The following is an 18,015-nucleotide window of genomic DNA, read 5'->3' on the forward strand; positions in this document are numbered from 1 at the left end:
ACAGCTTAGGCCCTTGCAATGAACCATGACAGATGCAGGAAAACGAAATTGTCATGAATACAGTGTCCCTTGTCGTAGACTGTGCTTATCAAAAAACTCGGCAACTGTATCTGTGCCGGCGACGCGCGGCAGCCGCATACTGAAAGGATGAACATGAGCGCGCATTTGAATCTGTACGAGCACTTGGCCAACGAGCTGGGCGCCTTGATCGACTCGCGCGTATTTGCGCCCGGCGACCGCCTGCCGTCGATCCGCCACCTGGCGCAGCAAAAGCGCATCTCCATCAGTACCGTGATGCAAGCCTTGCGCTTGATGGAAGACCGGGGGCAGGTCGATGCGCGGCCCCAGTCCGGCTATTTCGTGCGCCACCGGGCGCCGCGCCGCCCGTGCAGTGCCGACGCCCAGCATTTGAAGGAGCCGGCCTTCGTCGGCATCAACAATCTGTTGATGCGCGTGCTGAAGGACAACGAGACGACGAATATCGTGCAGCTGGGCACGGCCTGGCCGCCCGACGAGATACTGCCCATCAAGCGCATGCAGCGCACCATCAGCGCCGTGGCGCGGCGCGAACCCGCTTTATTGAGCAAGGTCAGCTGCTACGACGTCAGCGAAGGCAATTTCCTGCGCCAGGTTGCGCGCAGGGCGCTGGACTGGGGCAAGCTGGACCCGCACGAGATCGTCGTGACGAATTCCTGCACGGAAGCGATCAGCCTGTGCCTGCGCGCCGTCGCCAAGCCGGGCGACACCATCGCCATCGAGTCGGCCACGTATTTCGTGCTGCTGCAGATGATCGAAAGCCTGGGTATGAAGGCGCTGGAAATTCCCACCGACCCGAAGACGGGGCCGTCGCTCGACGCGCTCGAGCTGGCCCTGCGTGCCGGACTCGTCCAAGCGTGCCTGTTCGTGCCGAACGCGAACAACCCGCTCGGCTGCGTCATGCCGGAAGCAAACAAGAAACGGCTGGCGGGCCTGCTGTCGGAATTCAATATTCCGTTGGTGGAGGACGACGTGTATGGCGACCTGTGCTTTGCACCGCAGCGGCCGTGGCCCGTGAAAGCCTACGATACGAGCGGCAATGTGCTGCTGTGCTCCTCGTTTTCCAAGGCCATCACGCCCGCGTCGCGCGTCGGCTACGTGCTGGCCGGGCGTTTCGCGCAGGAAGTGGCTTTGCTCAAAACCGTGTCGAGCGGTGCCACCAGCCATTTCTTCCAAGCCGTGCTGGCCGACTTTTTGGAAGGCAGCAGTTATGACCAGCAGCTGCGCAAGATGCGGCGCACCCTGGTGCAGCGCATCGCCCGCATGTCCGACGCCGTGGCGGCCAGCTTCCCGGCGGACTGCATGCTGTCCGAGCCGCAGGGCGGTTTCGTGCTGTGGGTGCAGATGCCGCCGCAAATCGATGCGCTGGCACTGCACGGCCAGGCCATCGCGGAAGGCGTGGCGTATATGCCGGGCCAGCTGTTCTCGGCCTCGGGCAAGTTCGGCAATTATCTGCGTCTCAATTGCGGCAATGCGTGGACGCCGCGCATCGAGCAGGCCATCGGCCGCCTGGGACGTCTGGTCAAGGACGCCTTGTAGAACGCCTGTCAAAACCTACTGCGCGGCGCGCTTTGCGGCCTGCGATGCTCACTGTGCTACAGCACAGTTGCGCTTCTTAGCCACAAATCACTGCCGCTCGCTACGGTTTTGTCAGGCGTTGTTCATTCCCTCGTTTTCCCTTCAGTCCCCGTTTTTCACCGTTCGCTCCCTGTTTTTCGCCGCTGGTCGCAAGCCGGTGGCGTTGTTCGCGGCCGTTGGCTAAAGTACCACCATACCAGCAGCAGTCAACGAAACAAACTAACCAGGAGTAACATCATGAACGCACTGAAAAACATGGAAATCACCTTTGTCGCCGCCGCCATCATCGCCATCGGCGCCAGCTTCGCCACCGCCGGCGCGAATACGGTGGAAGTGAGCGCCAGCAGCACCGTGATCGCTCAGGCTGCCGACAGTACGATGCCTGTCGTTACCGTCAGCGCCCGCCGCCTGACCGCTGCCGAAAAAGCCGCGTTCATTTAAGCAATAAGCCAAGCAGACAATGTAAAGCGGGTGCGAGTGCCCGGCTATGCCGCCATGACGATGGTTGGCCATGTGCAAAACTCATAAAGAACTGAACGGGTCTTGGTACAATGAGTGCTTTCGATACATCGGCACCGCCATCCACCCATGATAGATATCCAACTTCTCCGTAAAGACATCGCCACCGTCGCAGAACGCCTGGCGACGCGCAAATTCCAGCTCGACGTGGCAGGTTTCAATGCCCTCGAAGCCGAACGCAAGGCGATCCAGACGCGCACCGAAGAGCTGCAAGGCAAGCGCAATGCGCTGTCCAAGCAAATCGGCATGTTGAAAGGCAAGGGGGAAGACACCTCGGCCGTGATGGCGCAAGTGGCCGGCCTGGGCGATGAATTGAAAGCCGATGAAGCTGCCCTGAGCGTAGTGCAAGCCAAGCTGAGCGACTTCATCATGGCCGTGCCGAATTTGCCGCACGAATCGTCGCCTCTGGGTACGGACGAGTCGGGCAACGTGGAAGTGCGCAAGGTCGGCACGCCACGCACTTTTGACTTTGAAGTCAAGGATCACGTCGATGTGGGCGGCCCGCTGGGCCTCGATTTCGAAGTGGCCACCAAGCTGACCGGTTCGCGCTTCTCCGTCATGAAGGGCGGCATCGCCCGCCTGCACCGCGCGCTGGCGCAATTCATGCTCAACACGCACGTGGACGAGCACGGCTACACGGAATGCTATACGCCGTACATGGTCAACGCCGATTCGCTGCGCGGCACGGGCCAGTTGCCGAAATTCGAAGCCGATCTGTTCTCGGTGAAAAAAGGCGGCGCGGAAGGCGAGGGCGAGACCTTCTACCTGATCCCGACGTCGGAAGTGTCGCTGACCAATATCGCACGCGATGAAATCCTCGCGCTGGATCAACTGCCCCTGAAAATGACGGCCCATACGCCATGCTTCCGTTCGGAAGCGGGCAGCTACGGCCGCGACACGCGGGGCATGATCCGCCAGCACCAGTTCGACAAGGTGGAAATGGTGCAAGTGGTGCATCCGGACACGTCGTACCAGGTGCTCGATGAAATGGTCGGCCATGCGGAAACGATTTTGCAACGCCTGGGCCTGCCATACCGCGTGATGTCGCTGTGCACGGGCGACATGGGTTTCGGCGCCACCAAGACCTTCGACCTGGAAGTGTGGCTGCCGGCGCAAAACACCTACCGCGAAATCTCGTCCCTGTCGAACTGCGAAGCCTTCCAGGCCCGCCGCATGCAGGCGCGTTTCCGTAACGCCGCCGGCAAGCCGGAACTGGCCCACACCCTGAACGGTTCAGGCCTGGCCGTGGGCCGCACCCTGGTGGCCGTGCTGGAAAACTACCAGCAGGCAGACGGCAGCGTCGAGATCCCGGCCGTGCTGCGCCCGTACATGGGTGGCCTGACGCATCTGAAGGCCTAAAATAGTCCTTTTCTTTTCGCCGCGGGCTGCTATAATCTTGCCTTCTCGCAGCAATGCGGGAAAGACCGCAGCAAATGGAGAGGTGGCAGAGTGGTCGAATGTACTTGACTCGAAATCAAGCGTACGTTAAATCGTACCGTGGGTTCGAATCCCACCCTCTCCGCCAGAACAAATAGAGAAAGCTCCCGCAAGGGAGCTTTTTTTATTTGTGGCGGCGAAGAGGAGCAAGGCTCCTGCGCGCCTTGCGCGTGGGATTCGAAGACGAGCGCGTACTCGCGCGAGGCTCCCCGAATCGTCCAATTGGTTTTCACGCGTGCGCCAAGGTGGCGTCTACAAAGGCGAGCCGCGCCTTGTACGAGGCTCCCCGAATCGACCAATTGGTTTTTTGGTTTGGCTACCAGCCCTCAGTTGCAAATCGCCAATAAAACCCCTACCCAACCCAACAATCCCCATGCTAAAATAGCGCCTCGTTCAAACAGGCACGCCAGTTTGAACGAATAGACCGCAGTAAACGGAGAGGTGGCAGAGTGGTCGAATGTACTTGACTCGAAATCAAGCGTACGTTAAATCGTACCGTGGGTTCGAATCCCACCCTCTCCGCCAGAATACATAAGAGAAGCTCCCGCAAGGGAGCTTTTTTTATGCCCAGAACAGATGCCAGCCACCAGCGCATCAAACCCAGGTAGAAAAAAACCCCAAAGCGCGCAGCGCAAGGCGTTTTTTCCTCCATTCAGGCTTTGAAAGCCAGCGTTCCCACAAACGCAATCTAATGCACTAGCCTCGCCACTGCAAACGCGACGCCCGACATGGCAATGATCGTCCCCACACACGACAGGATGACAGTCGACTTCGCCTCAGCCACATCGGACTTGGTCGCATAATTGGAGCGCACCACAGCGAGGTCCAGTTTCAAGCCACTGACATCCGTCTTGAGAACGCCGACATCGGTCTTGAGAGCAGTAACATCCGTTTTCAGGCCGGCAACATCCACCTTGATGTCCGCAACATCGGTTTTCAAGTCCGCAACATCGACTTTGATGTCAGTCACATCGGCCTTTACATCCTTTACGTCCAGTTTCACACTGGCCATGTCCTTTCCCGGCGTGTTGACTTGCTCGTCCATGGCGCAATCCTCCGTGCTTGTCACTGCATGCTCCTCGCTTTTTTCACCGCTGTCAAACAGTGTCCCGAGGGTATCGCGCATGGCTTTGCTATTGCTTGCCAGGCGTTGCGCCAGCGCCGTCACGCGCTGCAAGTCGGCCATTCCTTCGCCCTGTAGCTGCTCCGTGGCAGTCTGCAATTCGACGGTGATCTGCTCGCTGAGACTGGCTGCGACCTGTAGCCACGCATCGATCTTGCGCTGGCGTGACTGTTGCGCCAGCGCGCCATGCCGCATTTGCGTATCGCTCAGCTTGTGCATGCCGTTCATGCTGCGTCCTCTTCACGTTGGGGCCGATGCCGCCCACGCTACTCCTCGCCGATAGTGTCCGCCTTGACCCCGCTCACCCTATGGTAATCTACCGTATCCCCATCCTGTCCCCATACCCAAACAATGAGCCGATTCTGGAGCAATATCGTCAGCGAGCTGACCCCCTACATCCCGGGCGAGCAACCCAAACTGCCCAACCTGGTCAAACTCAACACCAACGAAAATCCCTACGGCCCGTCGCCGCAGGTGCTCGCCGCACTGCGCGAAGCAGCCAACGACAGCCTGCGCCTCTACCCTGATCCGTCCGCCAGCGAACTGAAGCAAACCCTGGCCGACTACCACGGCTTGAACAGCAATCAAGTGTTCGTCGGCAATGGCTCCGACGAAGTGCTGGCGCTGGCTTTCATGGCCTTGCTCAAGCACGATGCGCCGCTGCTGTTCCCGGACATCAGCTACAGCTTCTACCCCGTGTATTGCAAGCTGTACGGCATCGATTACCGCACGGTGGCGCTCGACGATGCCATGCGCATCCGTCCGGAAGACTACCAGGGGCCGTGCGGCGCCATCATCTTCCCCAATCCTAACGCCCCCACGGGCGTGGACTTGCCGCTGGCCGGCGTGGAAACCTTGCTGCGCGCCCATCCCGATGCCGTGGTGGTGGTCGATGAAGCGTATGTGGATTTCGGCGGCGAGAGCGCCGTGGCCCTGGTGGAGCGGTATCCGAACTTGCTGGTGGTGCAGACGTTCTCGAAATCGCGCTCGCTGGCCGGCTTGCGCGTGGGCTGTGCATTCGGGCATCCGGACTTGATCGAGGCGCTGGAAAGAGTGAAGAACAGTTTCAACTCGTATCCGCTGGACCGGCTGGCGCTGGCCGGGGCCGTCGCATCGCTGCACGACGAAGCGTATTTCCAGCAGACGCGCCAGGCCGTTATTGCCACCCGCGAACAGCTGGCGGCGGACTTGGCGGCGCTGGGCTTCGAGGTACTGCCCTCGGTGGCCAACTTTGTCTTTGCGTGTCATCCGCAGCATGACGCGGCGCAACTGGCCGCCGGCTTGCGTGCCCGCTCCGTGATCGTGCGCCACTTCAATGCGCCGCGCATCAGCCAGTATTTGCGCATCAGCATTGGTAATGTGGGCGAGTGCGCAGCCTTGATGGCGGCGTTGCGCGAGATATTGTCGTGATGGCAGGCCTGGTACGGCTGCCGGCAGCCGTACCAGGCGCCAGTTTGTTTACTGCTGGCTGACTCGGCGGCGGCGCGCCATGAAGCCGAGCAAGCCCAGGCCGCCCAGCAGCATGCCGTAAGTGGCTGGCTCCGGTACGGCCGACACGGACAGGTTATTGATGGTTGGCCAGATACCGATCTGTCCGGCTGTGCTGACGGCCAGGTCGGAGAACGCGCCCGACGACACGAAGCCGATAAACGAAGCTTGCGTCGGCAGGGCCAGATCATAGCTGAGCAGCTCGCCCAGCGCATTGCGCGCCGTCAGCGTGATGCTCTGGCCATTGGCATATTCGCCGGCAAAGTTTGATCCGAAGAAGAATCCCCCCACACCGCGTACGGCACTGGAAAAGTTGGAGAACACCACGCTGTCGTTGCGGTCGTTCGTGCTCAGCCAGTTGTCGCTGCCCGTGCCTGCGCCATACAGGATGGGCGAGGCGCCAACGCTGCTGACCGTGTAGGCATAGCTGCCCGCGTTGCGGTTCAGCGGGCCGTCGAGCGCATCGATGGGCAAATCATCAAAGGTGTCGACGCCGGTATTGCCGACCGCTGCCAGATAGGCGGACTGGCTGGTAAACACCGTGATGTCTGCGTGTGCGGCGCTGGCGGCGAGCAGCAGGGCGGCGGCGCTCATGATTTTCAGGCGGGAGAATGCAGTTTGCAAGATCGACTCCTTCACAAGGGTTGGGAAAAGGATGCGGCAAAAGTTTACTTATTTATAATGCCAATTCAATATAATATTAACTAGAAAAAAATGCAATATAAAGTTCTTTATGATAATTTTCGTCTTGTATAGCTGAAAAGCGGATGTTTCCCAATCACAACTCCGTGTACGCCAAACGTCGCGTAGGGCCGCGCCATGCTGCCGCCACGGGCCATTTGTGCAACAATAATCGGATTCATTCATCGACAGGACGGACAATATGGCAAAAGTGGCATTCATCGGTTTGGGCGTCATGGGTTTCCCCATGGCAGGTCACCTGGCGGCGGGCGGGCACGACGTCACCGTGTACAACCGCAATCCGGCCCGCGCGGCCGCCTGGCTGGAGCAACACAAGGGCAGCAGCGCCGCCTCGCCGGCCGCCGCCGCTGCCGGCGCCGAGTTCGTGTTTACGTGCATCGGCAACGATAATGATCTGTATCAAGTCATCCTGGAAGAGGGCGGCTTGCTGTCCGCCATGGCGCCGGGCAGCATCCTGATCGACCATACGACGGCCTCGGCCGAAGCGGCGCGCACCATCCATGCGGCAGCGCAAGAGCAGGGCGTGTTCTTCCTCGACGCGCCCGTGTCCGGCGGCCAGGCCGGTGCGGAAAACGGCAAGCTGACCGTGATGGTGGGCGGCGACGCGCAGGCGTATGCACGCGCCGAGCCCGTCATCGCCCTGTTCTCGCGCGCCGTCACCTATATGGGCGCTTCCGGTTCCGGCCAGCTCACGAAAATGGTCAACCAGATCTGCATCGCGGGTCTCGTGCAAGCCTTGAGCGAAGGCATCGCCTTCGCGGAAAACGCGGGCCTCGATGCGGCGCTGGTGGTGGACGTGATTTCCAAGGGCGCGGCGCAGTCGTGGCAGCTGGAAAACCGGGGCAAGACCATGATAGAGCGCAAGTTCGACTTCGGTTTCGCCGTCGACCTGATGCGCAAGGACCTGGGCATCTGCCTGGCCGAAGCGAAACGCAACGGCAGCGACTTGCCCGTGACGACCTTGACGGACCAGTTTTATGGCGAAGTGCAGCAGGCGGGCGGCAACCGCTACGATACCTCCAGCCTGATCACCCGCCTGAACAAAAAGTAATCTTTCAAGCACCAGTAACGGCGGCGCGTCCCTGCGAAGGGCCGCGCCGCTTGTCGTTTACGGGGGTGGAAAGTAAAAAACGTCAGTTTCCGGAACATCCGGTTTCGATTTTCATGGAAAAGCATGGACTTCACTAGCTCATCGTGTATTATTAAAAAACGAGATGAAATGTCCCAATTTTTAAAACATTATGAGCGGACCAGTATGAAAACTAACTCCTCAGCGATAACACGCGTTGTCGACAAGAACATCCCCTATTTGTCTTCCGCCGTCGCCATCTGGCGCCCCCGCGCCGTGCTGCGCAGCTGGCCCGGCGTGGCCATCGCGCTGGTGATCGCCCTGTCGGCCACCTTTATTTCCAGCAATTACGGCGGGCCCCAGTTGCTGTACGCGCTGTTCTTTGGCCTGGCCTTCCACTTTCTCGCGTCCGACCCCACCTGCAAGCCCGGCATCGAGTTTTGCAGCAAGATTTTATTGCGCACGGGCGTGGCCCTGCTGGGTGCGCGCATCACCTTCAACCAGATCGCTTCCGTGGGCGTGACGCCCCTGCTGATCGTCGTCGGCGGCCTGGTGGCGACTTTGGGCTTTGGCTACCTGCTGGCCAAATGGCTGAAACGCCCCATCACGGAAGGCATTCTGTCGGGCGGCTCCGTGGCCATCTGCGGCGCCTCGGCCGCGCTGGCCATCTCGGCCGTGTTGCCGCAAACCAAGGAAAACGAAAAGTTCACCTTGCTGACGGTGGTGGGCGTGACGTCGCTGTCGACCCTGGCCATGATCGTCTACCCGCTGCTGGTCAAGCTGCTGGGCTTTGACCCGACGGAAGCGGGTGTGTTCATCGGCGGCACGATTCATGACGTGGCGCAAGTGGTGGGCGCCGGCTATCTGGTCAGCAACCATACGGGCGACGTGGCCACCTTCGTGAAACTGACGCGCGTGGCGTGCCTCGTGCCCGTCGTGCTGGGCCTGTCAATCATGTTCAAGCGCAAGGATGGCAAGAGCGAGGTCGATGCGCCGCCGCTCGTGCCCTTCTTCCTGATCGGCTTTGTCTGGCTCGTCATTACCAACAGCCTGGGCCTGATCCCGCAGGAAGTGAATGGCTGGATCAACAATGCCTCGCGCGCCTGCCTCGTCATCGCCATTGCCGCGCTGGGCGTGAAAACCTCGTTCCAGTCGCTGGCCTCGCTGGGCTGGCGTCCCGTGATCATGCTGGTGATGGAAACGGTGTGGATCGCCACCTTCGTCGCCATCGCCGTCCTGCTGACGCGCTGAGCGAACCGGGCCCGCCATGAAAATCCTAGTCCTCGGCGCCGGCGTGGTCGGCACGGCATCGGCCTGGTATTTGCGCCAGGCGGGCCACGACGTGCGCGTGCTCGAGCGCCAGGCGGGCGCGGCGCAGGAAACCAGTTTTGCCAACGGCGGACAGATTTCCGTCTCGCATGCGGAACCGTGGGCCAATCCCGCCACCCTGCGCAAGGTCTTGAGCTGGCTGGGCAAGGACGACGCGCCGCTGCTGTTCCGTCCCCGCCTCGATCCGCTGCAATGGCAGTGGGCCTTGCACTACCTGCGCGAATGCCTGCCGTCGCGGGTGGCGCGCAATATGCGCCAGATCGTCGCCCTGGCCGAGTACAGCCGCCAGAGCCTGCAAGCCTTGCGGCGCGAGACGGGGATTACCTATGATCACCTCGAGCGGGGCATTCTGCATTTTTATACGGACCAGCAGGAGTTTGACAAATCGCAAACGGGCGCCGCGCTCCTGCGCGCACTGGGCTGCCCGCGCAACACCGTCAGCGCCGATGAAGTGATACGGCTGGAACCGGCCTTGCGCCACGCGCGCAGCCGCATCGTCGGCGGCGACTTCACGGCCAGCGACGAGTCGGGCGATGTGCACCTGTTTACCACGGCGCTGGCCGCCCGCGCCGCCGCTGCCGGCGTGGATTTCCAGTACGGCACCACGGTGACGCGGCTGCTGGCCGATGGCGAGCGCATCGCGGGCGTGGAATGCATCGATGCGCAGGGCCGCCACCGCCTGGAATACGCGGACGCCGTGGTGGTGGCCATGGGCAGTTTTTCCGCGCCGCTGCTGCAGCCGCTGGGCATCCGCCTGATGTTGTATCCGGGTAAAGGTTATTCCGCCACGTATCCGATCATCGACCCCGTCAGTGCACCGAGCGTATCGCTGACGGACGACGGCCACAAGCTGGTGTTTTCGCGCCTGGGATCGCGCCTGCGCGTGGCGGGCACGTGCGAGCTGAACGGCTACACGCGCGAACTCAATCCCGTGCGCTGCGCCGCCATCACGCGCCGCGTGCAGGCCCTGTTTCCCCACGCCTGCGATTACGGCGCCCCCGTCTACTGGGCCGGCTTGCGCCCCCTGACGCCGTCGAACGTGCCCTACATCGGCGCGACGCGCTACCGCCAGCTGTTCCTCAACACGGGCCACGGCACCCTGGGCTGGACCATGGGCTGCGGCGCGGGCCGGGCGATCGCCGACCTCGTGTCGGGACGGCGACCCGACGTCGATTTTGCGTTTTGCGGGCAACGCTTGGCACCGCAGTCTGCGGCAGAGGAGTTCCGGGGTCAGACCCGCCGGGTCTGACCCCAGCTTTAACTTAGGAGAGCACCACGATGAGAGACGACGCCACCCCCAGCCATACCCCCGGCGGCCTGACCCTGGCCGGCACCACCTACCGGTCGCGCCTGCTGGTAGGCACCGGTAAATACAAGGATTTCGAGGAAACGCGCCTCGCCATCGAAGAGAGCGGCGCCGAGATCGTCACCGTCACCATCCGGCGCGTGAATATCGGCCAGGAAAAGGGCGAGCCGAACTTGCTCGACTTCATTCCGCCGTCGAAATACACGATTCTGCCCAACACGGGCGGCTGCTACAACGCGCGCGACGCCGTCTACACCCTGCAACTGGCGCGCGAGTTGCTGGGCGGCCACCAGTTGTGCAAGCTGGAAGTGCTGGGCGATGAAAAGACTTTGTTCCCGAACATGCCGGAAACCTTGAAAGCGGCGGAACAGCTGGTGCGCGACGGCTTCCAGGTGATGGTGTATTGCAGCGATGACCCCATCCAGGCGCGCATGCTGGAAGACATCGGCTGCATCGCCGTCATGCCGCTGGCGTCACTGATCGGCTCGGGCATGGGCATTTTGAATCCTTGGAATCTGTCGCTGATCATCGAGCAAGCCAAGGTGCCCGTGCTGGTCGACGCCGGCGTGGGCACGGCGTCGGACGCGGCCATCGCCATGGAACTCGGTTGCGACGGCATTTTGATGAATACCGCCATCGCGGCGGCGCGCGAGCCGATCCGCATGGCGCGCGCCATGAAACTGGCAGTGCAGGGCGGACGCGAGGCCTACCTGGCCGGACGCATGCCCCGGAGAGCGGGCGTCATGAGCGCTTCGCCCTCGTCACCCATGGCCGGGCTGATCGCCTGAGTGGCCGCATTGACCGCAGTTTGCAGCACCGTAGTTGATATCGTTTCAAGCGTTTATAAAAACCACAATACCTGGAGATGACATGAAACACACACTCGTAGCGGCAGCCATCCTGGCCTCCTTCCTTGCCGGCAACGCCAGCGCCCAATCGTCCGTCACCGTGTACGGCTTGCTCGACGCGGGCCTGACGTCCGAACACGGCGGCGCGGACGGTTCCGTCACCAAACTGGCCACCGGCGTGCAGTCGGGCAGCCGCATCGGCTTCAAGGGCACGGAAGACCTGGGCAACAATTTAAAGGCCAACTTCTTGCTGGAAAACGGCCTCGACGTGGACACGGGCGCCAACCGCCAGGGCGCCTTGTTCGGGCGCAAGGCTTACGTGGGCCTGTCGGGCGGCTTCGGCGCCGTGAACCTGGGCTTGCAGCACAATCCGCTGTTCACCGCGCTGGACAATATCGACCCCTTCGAGACGGGCATGACGGGCGCCTCGATCAACCTGATGAGCGTGGCCAGCCTGCGCACGAAAAATTCCATCATGTACGAGACGCCGAAGGTGAACGGCTTGTCGGCCGCCATCATGTATGGTTTGGGCGAAAAGCCGGACAGCAATACCCTGGGACGCACCATCGACTTTTCCATCGACTACGCCAACGGCCCGCTCGTGCTGACCCTGGCCCACGACAACCGCAAGGATACGCCGCTGAACACGGCGAAAGTCACCTTGCTGGGCGGCACCTACGACTTCGGTCCCGCCAAGCTGCACGCCGCGTATGAGACGGACAAGGACGACGCGGGCACGGATTTCCGCAACTACATGCTGGGCGCATCGGCCCCCGTGGGCGCGGCCGGCAGCGTGATGGCTTCGTACATCCGCAAGGATGACCGCACGAATGCGCGCCGCGGCGGGCGCCAGCTGGCCATCGGCTACACGTATGCCTTGTCCAAGCGCACGAATCTGTACACCTCGTACGGCCGCATCAGCAACGATGGCGCGGGTACCAACTTCGTCGGCGATGCATCGAGCGGCGGCAGCGTGCCCTTGCCTGGGCATAACTCGAGCGCCTTCACGGCCGGCATGCGCCTGAAGTTCTAAGCACGACGGCGCAGCGAGGGATGGCGGCTTGTCTGTTGCGGATAAGCCGCCATTGTTGTTTCAGGAGTGGGGCAAAGTCACGGATTCCGGATTCAGGAATGAAACAGTCCGATTTTTCATGAAATTTCATTGACAGCGCATTTCGCAACCGTTAAATTGAATACGTATTTCAAATATCGGAACAAAATATACCGATTTTTCATAAAACCGTAAGGAGACTGAGCCATGACCGATTTGTCCGACCAAAAAGCCGCCGCCGCTGCCATTCCAGTAGGCCCGCAAAAGATGACGCCTTCCGAAGCGTTCGTGGAAACCCTGGCCGCCAACGGCGTGACCGACATGTTCGGCATCATGGGCTCGGCCTTCATGGACCCGATGGATATCTTCGCGCCCGCCGGCATCCGCTTGATTCCCGTCGTGCACGAGCAGGGCGCCGGCCACATGGCCGACGGCTATGCCCGCGTCTCGGGCCGCCATGGCGTGGTCATCGGCCAGAACGGCCCCGGCATCAGCAATTGCGTCACGGCGATTGCCGCTGCCTACTGGGCGCATACGCCCGTCGTGATCATCACGCCGGAAACGGGCACCATGAGCATGGGCCTGGGCGGCTTCCAGGAAGCGAACCAGCTGCCCATGTTCGAGGAATTTACGAAATATCAAGGCCACGTCACCAATCCCGCTCGCATGGCGGAATTCACGGGCCGCTGCTTCGACCGCGCCATGTCGGAAATGGGCCCGACGCAATTGAACATCCCGCGCGACTATTTCTATGGCGAAATCAAGGCGGAAATCCCGAAACCGAACCGCCTGGACCGCGGCGCCGGCGGCGAGCAAAGCCTCAACGATGCGGCGGAGCTCCTGGCCAAGGCCAAGTTCCCCGTGATCATCTCGGGCGGCGGCGTCGTCATGGGCGAAGCGATCGAGGAGTGCAAGGCCCTGGCCGAGCGCCTCGGCGCCCCCGTCGTCAACAGCTATCTGCATAACGACTCGTTTCCCGCCAGCCACCCGCTGTGGTGCGGCCCGCTCGGCTACCAGGGTTCCAAGGCGGCGATGAAACTGATCGCCCAGGCCGACGTCGTCGTCGCCCTCGGTTCGCGCCTGGGACCGTTCGGCACCTTGCCGCAGCACGGCATGGATTACTGGCCGAAAAACGCCAAGATCATCCAGATCGACGCGGACAACAAGATGCTGGGCCTGGTGAAAAAGATTTCGGTGGGCATCTGCGGCGACGCCAAGGCGGCCGCCAAGGCGATTATTGCCCGCCTGGATGGCAAGACGCTCGATTGCGACGCGACGCGCGACGCGCGCTATGCCACCGTGCAGGCAGAGAAGGCGGCGTGGGAAGAGGAATTGACCAACTGGACCCATGAAAAGGATGCGTACAGCCTGGACATGATCGAAGAGCAAAAGAAGGAGCCGGGCAATTATCTGCACCCGCGCCAGGTCTTGCGCGAGCTGGAAAAAGCCATGCCGGAAGACGTGATGGTGTCGACCGACATCGGCAACATCAACTCGGTGGCGAACAGTTATTTGCGCTTCGAAAAGCCGCGCAGCTTCTTTGCAGCGATGAGCTTTGGCAATTGCGGCTACGCGTTCCCGACCATCATCGGCGCGAAAGTTGCCGCGCCGCATCGTCCGGCCGTGTCGTATGCGGGCGACGGCGCCTGGGGCATGAGCCTGATGGAAACGATGACTTGCGTGCGCCACAACATTCCCGTGACGGCCGTGGTGTTCCACAACCGCCAGTGGGGCGCGGAAAAGAAGAACCAGGTGGATTTCTACAACCGCCGCTTCGTCGCCGGCGAGCTCGACAACCAGAGCTTTGCCGAGATTGCGCGGGCCATGGGCGCCGAAGGCATCACGGTCGACAAGCTGGAAGACGTGGGCCCGGCCCTGAAAAAGGCGATCGACATGCAGATGAATGAAGGCAAGACCACCATCATCGAAATCATGTGCACGCGCGAGTTGGGCGACCCGTTCCGCCGCGATGCGCTGAGCAAACCCGTGCGTCACCTGGACAAATATAAAGACTACGTCTGATTTGCTGGTGTTGTTGGATTACGCCCTCTGGGCTAATCCAACCTACCCAACCTACACAGTCTGACCGATCCTTGTATGACCCCGGCTTGCCGGGTTTTATGTGCCGGAGCCATTGCTTCATGCTTCCATGGTTCCGGCACTTTTTTTACCGAATTGGAGTCGCCATGAAAGCCCTGCACCGCATCATCGAGCAAGCCCGCACCGTGCCGAAGAACATCGTCTTGTGCGAGGGCGACGATGTGCGCGTGCTGCAGGCGGCCGCGCGGGCGGCAAGCGAAGGCCTGGCGCACATCACCATCGTCGGCAAGCCGGCCGCCATCCTGGCCCTGGCGCGCGAACATGCGCTGGACCTGGATAGCGTGCGCCTGATCGACCCGGCCGAGTCCAGCGAGTCGGAACACTATGCCCAGCAATTGTTTGTGCTGCGTCAAGCCAAGGGCATGACGGTGGAGCAGGCGAGGATAGCCGTGCAGGATCCGCTGTGCTATGCCAACCTGATGGTGCGCCTGGGCGACGCGGACGGCTGCGTGGCGGGAGCCGTGCACACGACGGCCGACGTAGTGCGCAGCGCCATCCAGATCATCGGCGTCGATCCGGCCTTCAAGCTGGTGTCGAGCTTTTTCCTGATGATGCTGTGCGAACCCTTCCACAGCCTCAAGGGCGGTTTCATCTTTTCCGACTGCGCCCTCGTTGTCGACCCGAAGGCCGAGGAACTGGCCGACATCGCCATGGCCGCTGCCGACAGCGCGCAAGCCTTGCTGATGGAAGAACCGCGCGTGGCCATGCTGTCGTTTTCCACCAGCGGCAGCGCCCACCACGCGGCCGTCGACAAGGTGCATGCGGCAACAGACCGGGTCAAGGCCCAGCGTCCGCTGCTGGCCATCGATGGCGACGTGCAGCTCGATGCGGCCATCGTGGCCGAGATTTCGCAAAGAAAAGTCAAGGATTCCGTCGTCAACGGCCGCGCGAACGTGCTGGTGTTCCCGAACCTCGACGCGGGCAATATCGGCTACAAGCTGGCCGAACGCATGGGCGGCGCCGTCGCCATCGGCCCTCTGCTGCAAGGCTTGAAGAAGCCCGCCAACGACCTGTCGCGCGGTTGCAGCGCCGACGACGTGTATAACGTGATTGCGGTCACGTCCGTGCAGGCCCAGGGTGGGCGCTGAGTTGTTCAGCCTGCCCGTGCTGGCGCTGCTGGGCGTAGTGGCGGCGGGCACGTATTTTCAGACCGTCACGGGTTTTGGCCTGGGCATGATCGTCATGGGCGTGGCCAGCGGCCTGGGCCTGGCGCCCGTGCCCGCGCTGGCGGCCCTCGTCAGTTTGTTGTCCTTGGCGAATTGCCTGGTGGCCTTGCCGGGCGCCTTGCACCACCTGGACTGGCGCGCCATCCGCGCGGCCAGCATCGGCTTGCTGCCAGCCATGGCGGCCGGCGTCTTGTTGTTGGGATACCTGGACCAGGCGTATGCGCCCCTGCTGAAACTGTTGCTGGGCGCGGCCATCGTGTATGGCGGCGTCAGCATCCTGCTGCAGGCGCCGCCGGGACCGGGCGCGGCGGACAAGCGCAGCTTTTTTATTAGCGGCGTGTGCGGCGGCCTGTTCTCGGGCCTGTTTTCGCTGGCGGGACCGCCGCTCGTGTACCAGTTTTATCGCCAGGAAATGAGTTTGAAAACCATCCGCTACAGCCTGATCTTTTTGTTCGCCATCAGCGCGGGCGGACGCTCGCTGATGGCGGGCAGCCAGGGCCAGCTCGACGCGAAAGTCTTGCTGCTGTGCGCGCTGGCCTTGCCCGTTGGCGTGCTGGCCACGATGGCCGGCAAGCGCTATCCGCCCCCGATCGCCCAGCGCGGCATGCGCCGTATCGCGTTTGCCGTGCTGACCGCCATCGGTATTTCATTGATGGCGGCCGCCGTGCCGCAATTGCTCAGGCCTTGAACGTCAGCAGGGGCTTCAAGCGGGCCACCGATTGCAGCAAGCCCGCTTCCTCCTGCGCGGCGATGACGGGACCGATCTTCTTGTACGCCATCGGCGCTTCCTCGACGCGGCGTTCTTCGCGCAAAGTCACGCACTGGAACGCCATCTCGTCGCCGCCCACCGTGGGCCGCATGGCGCGCATGGCCTGGCGGCGGATGCTGCGCCCCGCGCCATGCGAGCACGACCACAGCCAGTCCGGATTGCCCATGCCCGTTGCCACATAGGAGTAATCGCCCATGGAACCGGGGATCAGCGCCAGGTTGCCCTCGCGCGCTGGCGTGGCACCCTTGCGGTGGATGTTCATGCCGTGCTCGCGCAGGATGACGTTGTGGGGCACGTCCACCACCAGGCGAGAGGCATCGTGCGCATACACCTGCGACAGGCTGTCGCGCACCAGCTCGGCCAGGACCATGCGGTTGACCCAGGCATAGCGCGATGCCACGCCCATGGCGTCCATGTATTCGCCGGCCAGTTCGCCCGTCAAGCCGTACAGGCCGGACTGCGGGTGGCGCACGCCTTTCGGCCAGGCCTCTTTGGCGCGGTCCATCCAGCGGCTGCCGACGAAAAAGCCCACGTCGCGGCTGCCGCTGTGGATCATGACGACCACTTCGCCAGGCACCAGCCCGTGCCGGTACGCGGCATGGCGGTCCATGACGGCATCGACCAGCTGGATTTCCACGAAATGGTTGCCCGATCCCGTGGTGCCCAGGCTGGGGTCGCGTATTACTTCGCGCGTGCCCACCAGCGCTTCGGGCGCATGGCGCAAGCCGCCGCCCAGTTCGCGCAACGCGATGCAATCGTCGAGCTCGCGCAGCAGGCGTTGCTTGTCGACGCGGGGCCACAAGCCCTCATTGTGCAGGCTGTCGATGAACGCTTCCGGCCCCACGTCGAACAGGGCGGCAAACGCTTTCGAGCGCAGCGGCACGTTGCGGCCGTCTTCCAGCAGCACATGCTTGAGCTTGCCCAGCAGCTGCGGCTTGCGCGCCTCGAACTGCGCCAGGCTCAGGCCCGTCGTGATCAGGCGCATGCCGCAGGCGATGTCCGTGCCGGGAATGGCGGGGATCACCATGTCGGGGCTGGTGGCAACGATGCTGCCCACGGGGGCGATGCTGCCCGGGTGGAAGTCGGGCGTGGCGCATGCCTTGCACACATGGCCATCCTGGCCGGGCACGCTGACGGCGGCAAACTCCATCAGCTGGCGCACGGCTTTTTCCTCGAGCGGAAAGTTGTGGGGCAGCAGCACGGACGCCTGCGCGTGCGGATTGCTGAGTGTATAAATGCCGTCGGCATAGGCGACAGCGATGCCCTGGCGGCGCAGGGCTTTTTGTAATCTGGATAGGGGAAACACGATTCTGCTCCGGAAATAACGAATGCACGGCCCTTTTGCAAGGGCCATGTTTGTTTTCCACGCAGCAGCGACAGGAAGTGCCGCCAGCTTAGCAAACTTTGTGCGGATTGCAAAGCCGCCGGTGCCGACAGTGCGCGCAAGAGCGCGCACAATACGCGGAGCCACTTGCAAAATAATCAAACAGCCTT

The 18,015-nt window shown here is 62.2% G+C and carries 15 protein-coding genes and 2 tRNA genes; 14 read left to right on the forward strand and 3 right to left on the reverse strand.

Going from position 1 to position 18,015, the window contains the following annotated elements; genetic code table 11:
• The first annotated feature begins 153 nt into the window (after positions 1 to 153).
• From CSQ91_RS01220 to CSQ91_RS01240, 5 genes are all read left to right on the forward strand, one after another.
• Entirely contained in the window at positions 154 to 1,575 is a 1,422-nt protein-coding gene (locus tag CSQ91_RS01220) for an aminotransferase-like domain-containing protein (protein ID WP_099388519.1), read from the forward strand.
• 276 nt (positions 1,576 to 1,851) lie between these two features.
• On the forward strand, positions 1,852 to 2,055 hold the full coding sequence (locus tag CSQ91_RS01225; protein WP_034786145.1) for a hypothetical protein: 204 nt from the start codon (positions 1,852 to 1,854) through the stop codon (positions 2,053 to 2,055).
• Positions 2,056 to 2,202: 147 nt separating this feature from the next.
• The gene (gene serS, locus CSQ91_RS01230) at positions 2,203 to 3,492 is read left to right on the forward strand and encodes a serine--tRNA ligase (RefSeq protein WP_070254932.1); all 1,290 of its coding nucleotides are present in this window, start codon (positions 2,203 to 2,205) and stop codon (positions 3,490 to 3,492) included.
• 76 nt (positions 3,493 to 3,568) lie between these two features.
• Positions 3,569 to 3,658 (forward strand) — tRNA-Ser (locus CSQ91_RS01235).
• A 347-nt stretch (positions 3,659 to 4,005) separates the two neighbouring features.
• A tRNA-Ser gene (locus CSQ91_RS01240) sits at positions 4,006 to 4,095 on the forward strand.
• 163 nt (positions 4,096 to 4,258) lie between these two features.
• Here the strand turns inward: CSQ91_RS01240 and CSQ91_RS01245 are convergent.
• Positions 4,259 to 4,921 (reverse strand): hypothetical protein, encoded by a 663-nt coding sequence (locus CSQ91_RS01245; RefSeq protein ID WP_143450914.1) that lies wholly within the window; start codon positions 4,919 to 4,921, stop codon positions 4,259 to 4,261.
• Positions 4,922 to 5,044: 123 nt separating this feature from the next.
• Here CSQ91_RS01245 and hisC point away from each other — a divergent pair, with 123 nt between their 5' ends.
• Positions 5,045 to 6,103 carry a histidinol-phosphate transaminase gene (hisC, locus tag CSQ91_RS01250; protein ID WP_099387152.1) on the forward strand — a complete coding sequence of 353 codons (1,059 nt, stop codon included), beginning with the start codon at positions 5,045 to 5,047 and terminating at the stop codon, positions 6,101 to 6,103.
• A 48-nt stretch (positions 6,104 to 6,151) separates the two neighbouring features.
• On the opposite strand, the gene CSQ91_RS01255 is transcribed toward hisC, so the two are convergent.
• On the reverse strand, positions 6,152 to 6,805 hold the full coding sequence (locus CSQ91_RS01255; protein WP_257217187.1) for a PEP-CTERM sorting domain-containing protein: 654 nt from the start codon (positions 6,803 to 6,805) through the stop codon (positions 6,152 to 6,154).
• A gap of 259 nt (positions 6,806 to 7,064) precedes the next feature.
• On the opposite strand from CSQ91_RS01255, the gene CSQ91_RS01260 reads away from it, so the two are divergent.
• The 8 genes from CSQ91_RS01260 (at position 7,065) to CSQ91_RS01295 (ending at position 16,440) form a co-directional block, all read left to right on the forward strand.
• Positions 7,065 to 7,934: an NAD(P)-dependent oxidoreductase gene (locus CSQ91_RS01260; protein ID WP_099387154.1), complete on the forward strand. Its 870-nt coding sequence runs from the start codon at positions 7,065 to 7,067 to the stop codon at positions 7,932 to 7,934.
• 204 nt (positions 7,935 to 8,138) lie between these two features.
• A complete protein-coding gene (locus tag CSQ91_RS01265; RefSeq protein WP_099387155.1) occupies positions 8,139 to 9,203 on the forward strand; it encodes a YeiH family protein in 1,065 nt (354 codons plus the stop codon).
• 16 nt (positions 9,204 to 9,219) lie between these two features.
• On the forward strand, positions 9,220 to 10,530 hold the full coding sequence (locus tag CSQ91_RS01270) for a D-amino acid dehydrogenase (protein WP_099387156.1): 1,311 nt from the start codon (positions 9,220 to 9,222) through the stop codon (positions 10,528 to 10,530).
• Positions 10,531 to 10,559: 29 nt separating this feature from the next.
• On the forward strand, positions 10,560 to 11,375 hold the full coding sequence (locus CSQ91_RS01275; protein WP_099387157.1) for a thiazole synthase: 816 nt from the start codon (positions 10,560 to 10,562) through the stop codon (positions 11,373 to 11,375).
• An 82-nt stretch (positions 11,376 to 11,457) separates the two neighbouring features.
• Positions 11,458 to 12,468: a porin gene (locus CSQ91_RS01280; protein WP_099387158.1), complete on the forward strand. Its 1,011-nt coding sequence runs from the start codon at positions 11,458 to 11,460 to the stop codon at positions 12,466 to 12,468.
• Positions 12,469 to 12,693: 225 nt separating this feature from the next.
• Positions 12,694 to 14,508: a sulfoacetaldehyde acetyltransferase gene (xsc, locus tag CSQ91_RS01285; protein ID WP_180278311.1), complete on the forward strand. Its 1,815-nt coding sequence runs from the start codon at positions 12,694 to 12,696 to the stop codon at positions 14,506 to 14,508.
• A 164-nt stretch (positions 14,509 to 14,672) separates the two neighbouring features.
• Positions 14,673 to 15,674, forward strand: coding sequence for a phosphate acetyltransferase (gene pta, locus CSQ91_RS01290; protein ID WP_099387159.1), 1,002 nt, complete (start codon positions 14,673 to 14,675; stop codon positions 15,672 to 15,674).
• Position 15,675: 1 nt separating this feature from the next.
• Complete coding sequence (locus CSQ91_RS01295) at positions 15,676 to 16,440, forward strand: sulfite exporter TauE/SafE family protein (RefSeq protein WP_249153465.1); 765 nt, start codon at positions 15,676 to 15,678, stop codon at positions 16,438 to 16,440.
• On the opposite strand, the gene CSQ91_RS01300 is transcribed toward CSQ91_RS01295, so the two are convergent.
• The gene (locus CSQ91_RS01300) at positions 16,430 to 17,827 is read right to left on the reverse strand and encodes an RtcB family protein (RefSeq protein WP_180278312.1); all 1,398 of its coding nucleotides are present in this window, start codon (positions 17,825 to 17,827) and stop codon (positions 16,430 to 16,432) included. The genes CSQ91_RS01295 and CSQ91_RS01300 overlap by 11 nt on opposite strands.
• Positions 17,828 to 18,015: the final 188 nt, after the last annotated feature.

This window comes from Janthinobacterium sp. BJB301 (genome assembly GCF_002735685.1).
Taxonomy (GTDB): Bacteria; Pseudomonadota; Gammaproteobacteria; order Burkholderiales; family Burkholderiaceae_D; genus Janthinobacterium; species Janthinobacterium lividum.